Annotated in this window: 11 protein-coding genes; 6 read left to right on the forward strand and 5 right to left on the reverse strand. The window is 60.2% G+C overall.

Annotated features, from left to right (window positions below; translation table 11 throughout):
* Positions 1-8: 8 nt before the first annotated feature.
* A complete protein-coding gene (locus AC0L18_RS27405) occupies positions 9-611 on the forward strand; it encodes a dimethylsulfoniopropionate lyase (RefSeq protein WP_473494994.1) in 603 nt (200 codons plus the stop codon).
* A 163-nt stretch (positions 612-774) separates the two neighbouring features.
* Here AC0L18_RS27405 and AC0L18_RS27410 read toward each other — a convergent pair whose 3' ends face one another.
* Positions 775-1,842: an FAD-binding oxidoreductase gene (locus AC0L18_RS27410; protein WP_473494995.1), complete on the reverse strand. Its 1,068-nt coding sequence runs from the start codon at positions 1,840-1,842 to the stop codon at positions 775-777.
* Between the two features lie 4 nt (positions 1,843-1,846).
* Positions 1,847-3,085, reverse strand: coding sequence for an aromatic ring-hydroxylating oxygenase subunit alpha (locus AC0L18_RS27415; RefSeq protein ID WP_473494996.1), 1,239 nt, complete (start codon positions 3,083-3,085; stop codon positions 1,847-1,849).
* A gap of 150 nt (positions 3,086-3,235) precedes the next feature.
* Between AC0L18_RS27415 and AC0L18_RS27420 the strand changes: the two genes are divergently transcribed.
* From AC0L18_RS27420 to AC0L18_RS27430, 3 genes are all read left to right on the forward strand, one after another.
* Positions 3,236-4,114, forward strand: coding sequence for a LysR substrate-binding domain-containing protein (locus AC0L18_RS27420; protein WP_473494997.1), 879 nt, complete (start codon positions 3,236-3,238; stop codon positions 4,112-4,114).
* A 110-nt stretch (positions 4,115-4,224) separates the two neighbouring features.
* Entirely contained in the window at positions 4,225-4,704 is a 480-nt protein-coding gene (locus AC0L18_RS27425; protein WP_287176290.1) for a DUF3828 domain-containing protein, read from the forward strand.
* Positions 4,705-4,708: 4 nt separating this feature from the next.
* Entirely contained in the window at positions 4,709-5,215 is a 507-nt protein-coding gene (locus tag AC0L18_RS27430) for an MTB12 C-terminal domain-containing protein (protein WP_473494998.1), read from the forward strand.
* An 86-nt stretch (positions 5,216-5,301) separates the two neighbouring features.
* Here AC0L18_RS27430 and queF read toward each other — a convergent pair whose 3' ends face one another.
* Together queF and AC0L18_RS27440 are read right to left on the reverse strand one after the other, a co-directional pair.
* Positions 5,302-5,763, reverse strand: a complete 462-nt coding sequence (gene queF / locus AC0L18_RS27435) for a preQ(1) synthase (protein WP_473494999.1) — start codon at positions 5,761-5,763, stop codon at positions 5,302-5,304.
* Between the two features lie 396 nt (positions 5,764-6,159).
* Positions 6,160-6,519 (reverse strand): hypothetical protein, encoded by a 360-nt coding sequence (locus AC0L18_RS27440; RefSeq protein ID WP_473495003.1) that lies wholly within the window; start codon positions 6,517-6,519, stop codon positions 6,160-6,162.
* Between the two features lie 164 nt (positions 6,520-6,683).
* On the opposite strand from AC0L18_RS27440, the gene AC0L18_RS27445 reads away from it, so the two are divergent.
* Positions 6,684-7,109, forward strand: coding sequence for a MarR family winged helix-turn-helix transcriptional regulator (locus AC0L18_RS27445; RefSeq protein WP_027153887.1), 426 nt, complete (start codon positions 6,684-6,686; stop codon positions 7,107-7,109).
* Positions 7,110-7,223: 114 nt separating this feature from the next.
* On the opposite strand, the gene AC0L18_RS27450 is transcribed toward AC0L18_RS27445, so the two are convergent.
* Positions 7,224-9,296 carry a putative bifunctional diguanylate cyclase/phosphodiesterase gene (locus tag AC0L18_RS27450; RefSeq protein ID WP_473495000.1) on the reverse strand — a complete coding sequence of 691 codons (2,073 nt, stop codon included), beginning with the start codon at positions 9,294-9,296 and terminating at the stop codon, positions 7,224-7,226.
* A gap of 281 nt (positions 9,297-9,577) precedes the next feature.
* Between AC0L18_RS27450 and AC0L18_RS27455 the strand changes: the two genes are divergently transcribed.
* A complete protein-coding gene (locus AC0L18_RS27455; RefSeq protein WP_473495001.1) occupies positions 9,578-10,765 on the forward strand; it encodes a glycine C-acetyltransferase in 1,188 nt (395 codons plus the stop codon).
* Positions 10,766-10,870: the final 105 nt, after the last annotated feature.

Raw genomic sequence — 10,870 nt, forward strand, 5'->3', positions numbered from 1 at the left:
GCTGAAAGATGAACAGAAGTGAGGCCCTGCAATATTTTGTAGACACAGCGTTCGTGGCCTTTGACCAGTTCTCACACGACCTGCGATCGCGCAGATCGATCATCCAGCTCTTCGCCCAATCGGAGGTTCCCGGGCCTGAAAAGACCAGGGCCGGGAGCCGTTTGCCGGTCTGTTCCTATCTCGGCCCGGCGTTGGCGGAAGAGGCGATCCCGTCTACGCTCCGCAACTTGATTGAGCGCTTCAAGGCGATCGAGCCGCTGCTCGAATGGCGGCTGAAATCAAATCCCGCCCCGTCTGCCAGCAGCAATTTCCGCGACGGTCACGCCAACGCGATGATTCTTGGCCCGGGCGGCCTCGAGGACAGAACCGATCTGTGGCTCGGCGTCACTTTGATGGCTCCTCACGTCCGGTATCCCGACCACGATCATCCGCCGGAAGAAACCTACCTCGTGCTTTCGCATGGCGAGTTCAAGCAGGCTGACATGGATTGGTTTTCGCCCGGCATCGGTGGATCACTCTACAATCCGCCAGGCATCAAACACGCAATGAGATCGCTGGATCGGCCGCTGTTCGCATTCTGGGCGCTGTTGGTGGACCAGACGCATCACTGAGCTTGCCCGAAACCCGGCTACCGGCCGAGGAAGAGCCAAGACCGCCTTGCGGGTGAAGCGCGTGGCTCATCAATAGCTTCATCATCGACTTCGGTTGACCGCGGACCGTCAAGGCGCTGCCGATTTCGAAGAAGCGCCTTGATCAAAGATCGCGAAATGGTTGCTATATCTCGACTTTCACACGGCCAACCGGATTGGAACAGCAAGCAAGGATATAGCCGTCGGCAATCTCTTCGTCGGTGATGCCGCCATTGTGGACCATATGCACATCGCCTTCGGTTTTGCGAACCTTGCATGTCCCGCATATCCCCATACTGCAACCCGATCGGATCACCAGACCGGCAGCCCGTGCCGCAGTCAGGATCGTATCCGTCTCGACGCATTTCGCCGAGACGCCGGATAGGACAAATTCGATCTCGGCCTCGTTGTTCTCGGCGGGAACGAAGTCATCCGGGACCTTCTCGGCCTCAGGAAGCGGCGCGCGGAAGCTTTCCTGATGGTAATGCGCCATGTCGAAACCGAGAGCGGCCAGCGCCTCCCGCACGGCCTGCATGAAGGGCTCGGGCCCGCAGCAGAACACCTCGCGATCAAGATAATCCTGCGCCATCAGTCCGAGCATCAGCTGGTTGAACATGCCTCTGTAGCCGGTCCACGGCCTGTATGGATCGGTCTGTTCAACCACCCATTTCAGGTCGATGCCGGTTACGCGCGATGCCATATGCTCCAGCCGTTCACGGAAGATGATCTCAGAAGGACGGCGCGCGCAGTGGACGAAGACGATGTCCGGATCAACTCCGGAATCATACAGATGTGTAGTCATGGACATCATCGGTGTGATGCCCGAGCCGGCCGAGATGAAAAGATACTTTTCGGCTGGCTGATGCGCCATCGAGAAGGTGCCCCCCGGACCTATTGCCCGCAGGCGCATTCCCGGACGGAGGCTGTCAAACATCCACTGCGTTCCGACGGAGTCGGCCTGCGCCTTTACGGTAATGGTCAGCGAGGTCGGCCGCGACGGAGATGAGGATATCGTGTAGGTCCGGTAGATTGGACCGCCGGGAGTGGGCAGATCCAAGGTGAGGAACTGCCCTGGATCAAAATTGAACAGCGCTCCGGACGGCGACCGGAAACAAAAGGTCAGGACGTTCGGCGCCTCCGGAAGAAAGGAGGCACATTCGAGTTCTTCCGCGTCGGTCCAGAAGACCAGCCTGGGTTTTGCCACCACGTTCATTGCTTCACTCCGCGGCCAATCGCATCGAGGCCTGAGAGCGCCCAAGCCAGTTCGCATACCAATCGACGAATTGGGTCACACCGCTTTCCTGAACCGGCGAATATGGTCCGGGAACATAGGCAGGAGAGAAGATCCCTTGCTGGTTGGTCTCGACGATATCACGGTCTTCATCATTGGTAGAAATCCAGACCTCGGTCAGGCGCTTGAGGTCGTAGTCGAGCCCTTCGACGGCATCTTTGTTCACCAGCCAGGTGGTGGTGACCTCGGTTTCCGTGGCGCTGATTGGCGTGACCCGGAAGGTCAAGGAGTGATCCGGCAGGAAGTGGCTCCAGGTCGTTGGATAATGGAACATCAACAGCGAGCCTGCTTCGGGCAGCGCCACCTGGCCAAGATTCTTGCGAACGGCAGTCTTGCCGTCGAGCGTGTAGCTCACCACCTTTTGCTGCAGCGGCATCCGCGCCAGGCGAAATTGGCCGCTGCCGCCAAGGCGGAACTGCGCCGGCGCGCCTGAGGCTTCGCAACGGTCAAAATGCGCCTGGAGGGTCGCCGAGACCGACCCGTCGGTAGACACCCCGGCCACTTCCGGGTCGAGCGAGAAGGAGCGGCAGAGCGACGGGTGGTTGCTGCTGCAGTGGTAGCATTCGCGGTTGTTTTCCCACACAAGCTTCCAGTTGGCCTTCTCGATGATGGTCGACGTATGCGCGACCTTCGCATTGTTGAGGTCATGGACCTCTAGGTAGGGAAGGGCCAGGTCGGCAAACGGTTCGAAGTCTGGGGGCGTAGCGGACAGACAGACGTAGATCAGGCCGGCAAGATTGCGCAGATGGACCGGCTTAAGCCCGTGTTTGGACATGTCGAAGTCGGGCCCCATGTCATTTGCCCAGATGAGCTTGCCGTCAAGCTCATAGGTCCACTGGTGATAGGGGCAGACGAGTTTGGCCACTTGGCCTTCGCGCGCCTTGCAAATCATCGAGCCGCGATGGCGGCAGGAATTGTGGAAGGCGCGGATTTCACCATCGCGGGCGCGCACAATGACCACCTCATAGGCACCCACGCGCATCGTCACGTAGCTACCAGCTTTCGCAAGCTGGCATGCCGGGGCCGCGTAGAGCCATTCCTGGTAGAAGATGTGCTCGAGATCGAGCTGGTAAATCGTCGGCGAAGTGTAAAAGGGCTGCTCAAGGGCATAGCCCGAGACGCGGCGCGCTAGCAACTCTTGGATCGAGGGCGAGGGGGCGTTCATGCGGAATTCCATAGATGGCATGCACATTTGAGATGAAATTTTCTTGCCTGAAGGCCTTTTGCGCAACAGCACTAATTTTCAGAACGATTTAGTTCAGCTAATCTGTTGCACTCAGCGAGCCATCCAAAAAGCGGGTCCGAAGAAGCGTTGATGCCAAGACCGTACGATCTCTCCTCGGTGACGGCTCTCATCTGCTTCGAGGCAGCCGCCCGAAATGCGAGTTTCAAAAACGCCGCCCAGGAATTGAATGTGACGCCCGCGGCGATCAGCCACCAGATCAAGGCGCTTGAGGGTGACTTGGGATGCAACCTGTTCCTGCGCTTGAGCCGCGGCGTCGAATTGACTGAGAAAGGGGCGTTCCTGTTCGTTGCCGTGCAGCGCGGGCTTGAGACGATTTCCGACGCCGTCACTCACATGCGCGATCGCCCGGAAACCGCCGACGTGACCATCCGGACAACGACGGCCGTCAGCTCGCTATGGCTTACACCGAAGATTTCAGCCTTCTGGAAGAGCCATCCCACCATCACTGTCTCGCAGATCGTCAGCGACGTGCCCGCAACAGCGATCCGCTGTGATCTAAGTATTCATTACGGAGATGCGCAGGAAAGTCCCGAGGAGTGTCACAAACTTTTTCAAGATCGCATTGTCGCGCTTGGAACTCAAAAATTCGCCGCCGAGCACGGCATTGGGCGAGTTGAGGATCTGCTCAAGGCGCCTTTGATTCATATGAACAACGAGGAAACCGACTGGACGAACTGGCCGGAGTGGTTTCAAGCGCTTGGACACACCATCCCAAAAGGCCGCAGGTTTTCCGTGAACAACTACATGATTGCCCTCCAGGCCGCTCAGGATGATATCGGGGCGGTCTTGGGGTGGGATGGATTGGTCAAAAGCCTGATGGAACAGGGCCGGCTGGTCACACTTGTACCCGACAACATTCCCTCACCCAGGGCATTTTATCTGAAAATCCATCCCAGGGCAGGTTCGAAAGCGCGGCTTTTTGCGAGCTGGCTCGCCAAAAGCTCTTGAGCAGCTGCTCTCTTGCTCGCTGACTTCTTCGGGCGGCCTCACGTCACCGCGCTCGCTATGGATTCGTGGTATTGAACGGGTACCCACCACGAAAGCTTGGAGATTATCGGATGAGACTGATTGTGCTTGCCGCCGCTCTCTCGATCGCAGCGCCTGCGGCCGCCCTGGCCGGGCCGGCCTCCAATGCGGTGAAGTTCTTCTACATGCCCGAGGTCAAGTTCGAGGCCGACGCGAAATACCGCGACCGTTTCACCGAGCCGGTGACAAGGCTGTTCGACCTCAACGACCAGGCGCAGAAGAACAAGCCGGACGAGGTGCCTTGCATCGACTTCGCCCCCGGTCTCGACGCGCAGGACTTTGACGAGAAGACAGTCGCCAAGACGCTGAAGCTGTCCGAAGCAGTGGATGGCGACAGCGCCAACGTGACAGTGACGTTCAACCTTTTCCCGGAAGGCGATGAATCCAAACGCGAAATGGTCTGGTCGCTGAAGAAGGTCGACGGCCAGTGGAAGGTAGCCGACATCACCTCGAAGACCAGCGGCTGGACGCTGAGTGCGCTCGAATGCCTGGCGGGCCAGACTCCGGAGTGACGCCATGGCTCGCGCCCTGGCCCTGGCGACTGCGTGCCTGCTGGCCGCGGGTTTGAGCAGCACCGCTGGCCAGGGCCTGTTCAGCGCGCCGCTCTCAGCAGAAAATGCACGGGCAGCCCCGCTGCGGCCAGATTCGCCGACGGCGGTGGTGAAACCGTTTTACGAGCATGTCGGGCTCGAGCTCGATCCGGCTCAGCGCCGCCATTTCGTCGATCCCGCGAAGTCGGTGCTCGACAAAAGCGATGCGCTGCGGAAATCGGGGCAGGGCGAATGCCTCGATCCCAACATGGCGCTCGACAATGCGGCGTACGACAGGGCCGAGATCGACAACAGCCCGAAGACTGTTGAAACGGTCAAAGGCGGTGAGGCCAAGGTCATCGTCGCCTTTACCGTTGCCGGCAATCCGCACCGGCTGGAATGGAAGTTCAAAAAGGTCGACGGCGACTGGAAGATATCGGACCTTCTGTCGGTGACCGGCGAATGGGCGCTCAGCCAATATCAGTGTGAGTGAGAACGGACCGATGAGTTGATCGCCTGATGGCGATTGAAACCAGAGTTGGCGATCCTGCTGTCCCGCCGGACATCTCGCAGCAGAATTCAGCCGCGTCCGCGATAGGGCGCAACACCGGTGTCGGGCAGCCATGCGCCTTCCGGCGGCGCGCCGGTCTGCCAGAATACGTCGATCGGAATGCCGCCGCGCGGATACCAATAGCCGCCAATCCGCAACCACAGTGGTTTGGTCGCAGCGATGATGCGGCGGCCGATCATGATGGTGCACTCTTCATGGAAGGCGCCATGGTTGCGAAACGAGGTCATGAACAGCTTCAGCGACTTCGATTCCACCAGCAGCGCGTCGGGTGCATAGTCGATGACGATGTGGGCGAAGTCCGGCTGGCCGGTGACCGGGCAGAGCGAAGTGAATTCCGGGCAGGTGAAGCGAACGATGGCTGGCGGCCCGTCGCCGCGCGAAAACGGCACGGTCTCCAGGACTGCTGCGTCAGGGTTCTTTGGCGCCTCGACGTTGGTGCCGAGCTGGGTAAGGTTTTTCGTATCGGTCATCGGCGGGTTCCTTACTGCATGTCGCCCAAAAGCCTGCCCACGGGCCCGACCCGAGGGTGCGCGGACTTGGGTACGACATGCGCAAAAACAAAAATTTGCCGCTCATTAGCACAATTTGAAACAGGAAGACGATGACCACCAGCGATCCGCTTCTCCAGCCCTATCAGCTCAAACATTTGACGCTGAAGAACCGGGTCATGTCGACCAGCCACGAACCGGCCTATTTCCGAGGACGGTATGGATCTGAAGATCACTTCGGATTTGATTTGATGGCGCGCAGCCGAACCTCCGCACGGAGAGCCACCAGGCACGTCGGTCCGATCTGCGCGCTGCGCACGCCGCCGGCTTGCAGCCAGACACCGTACGATCTCTTAAACCGCGATAGCGGCTGGCCGCTCAAAACATTCTGGCGGTGGCCATGCAGAGCACGGTGATGACCAGCAGCCCACCAGCGATGCGTTCGCCCCTTGTCATTTTCGCGCGCAACTGCGTTTCCGTCGCCGAGTCAGTGCCGGCAAGCCGCCTGCTGGCAGAGCCGACCAGCGCTCCCTGAACACCGGCGGCAATCAAGGCCGTCGCGATACCCAGGGCCAGAATCATTTCCATCGAACCGAAAGAGCCGCTGTGGAAGAAATACCAGAGCAGGGCGCCGGTCAGGAAAACCATGCCGGCCGCGTTCATTTGCGGCCGGAAAAACCGTTGGATCCGAATCTCCGGATCGCGGGCGACAGCGATGGTCGTTCCAGCCCAGAACACACCGGCCAATACGTGAAGGCCGAGGACGATGATGTAGACATACTGCATGACCGCGTTCCTCCTTTCCTACCGTCAACCACAAAGTTAGATATCAAATGATTAGATGTCAATGTAAAGTCAAAGGGCCAGTTCCATCGCCCTTTCCCTTACTCTAGTGTCGGATCATGACGCTTTTTGACCGCCCGCCAGTCGGGATGAATCTCGCCCGCACCGCAAAACTTGTCGCCCAGGCCTTTGACGCCACGTTGGTCGAGGCGGGCGGCACGCTGCCGGTCTGGGTCACGCTGTTGTCGATCAAGTCGCGCGAACTGGCCAACCAGCGTGAGCTCGCCGGCATGATCGGAATCCAAGGCGCGACGCTGACCCACCACCTGAACGCGATGGAGACGCAAGGTTTGCTGACCCGGCGCCGCGATCCGGAAAACCGCCGCGTCCATCAGGTCGAACTGACCGAAGCGGGAGAGGCGCTGTTCCTGAAATTGCGCACGGCAGCCATTGCCTTCGACAAGCGGCTGCGGACCGGCTTGTCGGACGACAGGCTGGCGGAGTTCGCGGAAGTCTTGGCGACGCTGCGGGCGAATGTCGATTGATCCCAACCGCCGAACGCATTGTTTCAGCGAGCCCAAGATGTAGCGGTGCCAGCTACAGACCGGCCGTAACCCCATCAGGCCGACATTTCCGAAGCGGCGTGTCAGGTTGGCGCCTTACGCCAGCCTTCCCTGCAGCACCGTCAGCCTGGCTCTCTTCGGCGCCCGCGCGACCAGCCATTCGCGTACCTGGTCCTGCGGCATCGGGAAGGCGATCGAGTAGCCCTGCACCTGGTCGCAGCCGATCGCCATCAGCGAATCGAGTTCAGCCTCGGTTTCGGCGCCCTCGGCGACGATCGAGATGCCAAGGCCGCGGGCGAGTTCGGTGATGGCACGCACGATCTTGGTGTTGTCGCCGTTCTCATTGATGTTCTGGACGAAGCGGCGATCGATCTTCAGTCTGTCGATCTCGTTCGGGTTGACGTGGCTGAGCGACGCGTAGCCGGTGCCGAAATCATCGAGTTCAAGATGAACGCCGGCGGCGCGGATGTGCCGCAGCTTTGCCGCGATGCCGGTCTTCTCGTCGTCGAGAATGACGGATTCGACGATTTCGAGCGACAGTTTTTGTGGCGGCAGCCCAGCCTTTTCCAGCGCACCGAAGAGGAAGGCGTCGAAATTGGCCTCACGCAATTCGGCGCCGGAGACGTTGACGGCGAGCCGTCCGAAGGCAATGCCGGCACGGTTCCACTCCGCCGCCTCGCCGATTGCCTTGGCGATGACGATGCGGCCGATCGCAGGCATGAGTCCGCATTTCTCGGCGATGGGAATGAACTCGCCCGGTGCGATCATGCCGCGCTCGGCATGTCTCCAGCGAACCAGCGCCTCGATGCCCCCGATCGTGCCGTTCGACAACGAAACCTGTGGCTGGAAATAGACCTGGAACGTCTTTTCCGCGATAGCGATCCTGATGTCATGCTCGAGCCGCTTGCGGTAGTCGAGTTCATGCCGCAACTCCTCGGAGAAGAATGAGAGACTGCCGCCACCCTGCTTCTTGGCGGCGTGGAGCGCGAGGTCGGCGTGGACGAGCAGATCTTGCGCATTGTCGGCGTCGACCGGATAGACGGCGACGCCGGCGCTGGCGCCCGGAAGGATGGTCGCGCCCCGATAGACGATCGGTTCGTTGATCTGCGACAGGACGCGCCCGGCGACCGTGTTGATGTCCTCGGTGCCGCCGGCACCGTTGAGGATCATCACGAATTCGTCGCTGCCGAGACGCACGCAGAGGTCCGACGCCCGGCAGGAATCACGCATACGCTGCGCCGTCACCACCAGCACATAGTCGCCGGCGGCGTGGCCAAGCGTGTCGTTGATCTGCTTGAACCGGTCGAGGTCGAGGTGGACCGCCGCAAGCCGCTCCCGCCGGCGCTGCGCGCCCTTGATCAGCGTATCGAAATGGTCGGTCAGGAAGGTGCGGTTGTGCAGGCCGGTAAGGCCGTCATGCACGGCGATGAAGGCCATGGAATTGCGGGTATCGATCAGTTCACGCGTCTTGCGCAGGATGGTGTTCGACATCGGCCTGAAGATGAAAAGTGCCACCAGCACGATGACGCCGAGGGTGGAGTAGAACAGCGTTTGATGGAGAGCGAGAAGGCCCTCCGATCGCGCGTCGGCTTGGGCGCTGATGCGCTGGCCGAGTGCCGCATAGCCCGACAGGGCCGCATTGGCGACGGAAGCGTCGAGGTTGACGCGTTCGCCGCCACCCTTGTAGCCGCCATTGTCGGCCATGCCGAGTTGCGATTCAAACGCCGAAACCAGCCGTTCGCCGTTGGCGATAAGCCCGACCGAGAAGTAATCGAGATGAAACGGCTTGGCGAAAAGGACGTTCTCGACTGATTTTGGATCGACCCTTGCCGGTGACGCCGGGTCGGCGACCACACGCTCGAGCAGAAGGTCGTAGTTCCTCTCGAAGTCGGCCGTGGCCTGTTTGAATGCGGTGACCAGAGCCGGTTGTTGGTTGGGCGTAGCTGCTCCTGCCGCGTTGGCAAGGAAGACAATGCGTTGCGACAGCACCTTTTGCATGCCGACAATATCGAGCAGCGTGTCGTCGTGCCGATGGCCAGCCATCATCTGCTGGAGAAGGATGAAGGAGGCCATCACCATGGCTGCAATGATCAGCAGCGCCAGCCAATAGCCTGCCTTGATCAGCAATATGAGCTTGCCCGAAATGGTTTGCATCGGTTGCTGCGACATTTTCTGGGGCGGTCCCTCTCGCCGACAGATTGTTGGGTATGAGAACCATTGGCTTGAAAGGTTAACAGCTCCGGAAGCCGACACAGCAGCAGCGGTGGAAAGCTCGCAAAATGGTTATCGCCTTCTTTCGCGCCGCAGCTGCATTTGAACATCTGCCATTTGGCGGCATTCTGGGGCGGCATTCTGGCCACTGACCGTCGGGTCACCGAAGCCGTCGCTTTTGCGGTGGATTTTTCGCCCGCGCGGGGCGACAGTCCATTCAATCTCAACAGGGCCAGATCATGAGCGCGGCATTCCTCTCCCATATCGACAGCGAGCTTCAAGGGCTGAAATCGGCCGGCCTCTACAAATCCGAGCGGGTGATCACCTCGACGCAATCGGCTAAGATCGAGGTAGGCGGCGAGAGGGTGCTGAATTTCTGCGCCAACAATTATCTTGGCCTCGCCGATAGCGCCGACTTGCGCGATGCGGCCAAGCAGGCACTCGACCGCTATGGTTATGGCATGGCGTCGGTGCGTTTCATCTGCGGCACGCAGGAAGAGCACAAGCAGCTCGAGGCGACGATTTCAGGCTTTCTCGGCATGGAGGACACGATCCTCTATGGCTCCTGCTTCGATGCTAATGGCGGCCTGTTCGAGACGCTGCTTTCCGAGGAGGATGCGGTCATTTCCGACGCGCTCAACCACGCCTCGATCATCGACGGCGTCAGGCTCTCCAAAGCAAAACGCTTTCGCTATGCCAACAACGACATGGCGGCGCTCGAGGAGGAATTGAAGAAGGCCGAAGGCAGCCGCTTCAAGCTGATCGCCACCGACGGCGTTTTTTCCATGGACGGCATCATCGCCAATCTGAAGGGCGTCTGCGATCTCGCCGACAAGTACGATGCAATGGTGATGGTCGACGACAGCCATGCAGTCGGCTTCGTCGGCAAGAACGGGCGCGGCTCGGCCGAGCATTGCGGCGTCGAGGGCAGGGTGGACATCATCACCGGCACGCTCGGCAAGGCATTGGGCGGCGCGTCGGGCGGCTACACATCGGGCAAGAGCCAGGTGGTCGACTGGCTGCGCCAACGCTCGCGTCCCTATCTGTTTTCCAACACGCTGATGCCGGCGATCGCCGGCGCCTCGATCCGGGTTTTCGAACTGATCCAAAATGGCGATGCGCTGCGCCGGCGCCTCTATGCCAATGCGGCGCAGTTCCGGTCTGAAATGGGTAAGCTCGGCTTTACGCTGGCCGGCGCCGATCATCCGATCGTTCCGGTCATGCTCGGCGATGCGACGCTGGCGCAGGAGATGGCGGCGCGCATGCTGCAGCGCGGCATCTATGTTATCGGCTTCTCGTTTCCGGTGGTACCGAAGGGCCAGGCGCGCATCCGCACGCAAATGTCGGCCGCCCATTCCAGCGCCGACATCGACCGTGCGGTCGAGGCGTTCGGCGCGGTCGGGCGCGAACTTGGTGTGATTTCCTGAACGGCCGGAAGCGAAAAGTGATTCCGGGTCAAGAGTTTCAAGGGAAAAAAGAATGTCGAACATGATGAAGGCGCTGGTCAAGGCCAAGGCCGAGCCGGGCATCTG

It is taken from the genome of Mesorhizobium sp. WSM4819 (assembly GCF_055811215.1).

What these genes read in the sequence shown, in the direction of transcription:
- AC0L18_RS27405 (WP_473494994.1), top strand. Translation starts at nt 9, where the DNA reads ATGAACAGAAGTGAGGCCCTGCAATATTTTGTAGACACAGCGTTCGTG.
- AC0L18_RS27410 (WP_473494995.1), bottom strand. Translation starts at nt 1,842, where the DNA reads ATGAACGTGGTGGCAAAACCCAGGCTGGTCTTCTGGACCGACGCGGAA.
- AC0L18_RS27415 (WP_473494996.1), bottom strand. Translation starts at nt 3,085, where the DNA reads ATGAACGCCCCCTCGCCCTCGATCCAAGAGTTGCTAGCGCGCCGCGTC.
- AC0L18_RS27420 (WP_473494997.1), top strand. Translation starts at nt 3,236, where the DNA reads ATGCCAAGACCGTACGATCTCTCCTCGGTGACGGCTCTCATCTGCTTC.
- AC0L18_RS27425 (WP_287176290.1), top strand. Translation starts at nt 4,225, where the DNA reads ATGAGACTGATTGTGCTTGCCGCCGCTCTCTCGATCGCAGCGCCTGCG.
- AC0L18_RS27430 (WP_473494998.1), top strand. Translation starts at nt 4,709, where the DNA reads ATGGCTCGCGCCCTGGCCCTGGCGACTGCGTGCCTGCTGGCCGCGGGT.
- queF (WP_473494999.1), bottom strand. Translation starts at nt 5,763, where the DNA reads ATGACCGATACGAAAAACCTTACCCAGCTCGGCACCAACGTCGAGGCG.
- AC0L18_RS27445 (WP_027153887.1), top strand. Translation starts at nt 6,684, where the DNA reads ATGACGCTTTTTGACCGCCCGCCAGTCGGGATGAATCTCGCCCGCACC.
- AC0L18_RS27450 (WP_473495000.1), bottom strand. Translation starts at nt 9,296, where the DNA reads ATGTCGCAGCAACCGATGCAAACCATTTCGGGCAAGCTCATATTGCTG.
- AC0L18_RS27455 (WP_473495001.1), top strand. Translation starts at nt 9,578, where the DNA reads ATGAGCGCGGCATTCCTCTCCCATATCGACAGCGAGCTTCAAGGGCTG.